The organism is Salmonella sp. SAL4457, from assembly GCF_046548235.1.
GTDB classification, from domain to species: Bacteria; Pseudomonadota; Gammaproteobacteria; order Enterobacterales; family Enterobacteriaceae; genus Salmonella; species Salmonella enterica.
The window spans coordinates 1-676 of sequence record NZ_JBGDZO010000022.1; the positions used below are offsets into that span (position 1 = coordinate 1).

Annotated in this window: 1 protein-coding gene; it reads left to right on the forward strand. The window is 41.9% G+C overall.

The window, feature by feature from the left end; genetic code table 11:
- Nucleotides 1-271: 271 nt before the first annotated feature.
- Nucleotides 272-676 (forward strand): pentapeptide repeat-containing protein (locus ACLJNW_RS22995; protein WP_410961062.1); only part of this gene is annotated, 405 nt, incomplete at its 3' end.

Genomic DNA, 676 nt, shown 5'->3' on the forward strand with positions numbered 1-676 from the left:
GGCCTCGGGCAGCATAAAGGGGACATATTTATTTTCCCTGCTCTAATTCTCTGAGCAGGGAGGCTCCGCGAGACCTAGGCAGAGGCGAGTGGTTTTACTGAACTATCCGCTTCACGTGGTTCAGTGTGGGTAAGATCGGCAGTGGTATACAGTGGGAATGAGAGATATAAACACTAGTCAAAATTAGAGTAGGAAAAATAAATCTGTCCCCTTTTTCCCAAACCAAACCTGTGTCTGAGCTGAAGATAGATCAAGTGGATTGGGGGAACAAATGATAACTATTTTTTTTGAAACTGGTGAAGAGCTGGATTTGCCTTTGGATAATTTTGCTAAGTCAAACTTAAGTGGGCTAGAGCTGCATCGGGCAATTTTTGATGGTTTAGATCTTTCAGAGGCTGATTTTACTGCCTCAAATTTGAGGAACGCTTCTTTTAATCATGCTCTGTTGGGTGGTGCTGTAATGAATAGTGCAGCGCTTATGAATGCAAGTTTTGTTGATGCTATAATGAAAGGTGTAAAACTTGTGGATGCTATGGCGGCTTATGCTGATTTTTCAGGGGCAGATCTTTCCATGGCTAGTCTAAAAAATGCTGATATAGGCGGTTCTAATTTCATAAATTCCAATTTGCGAGATGTTAATATTGATGTAGCGAGGATAGATGGCGCTGTTTTTCGG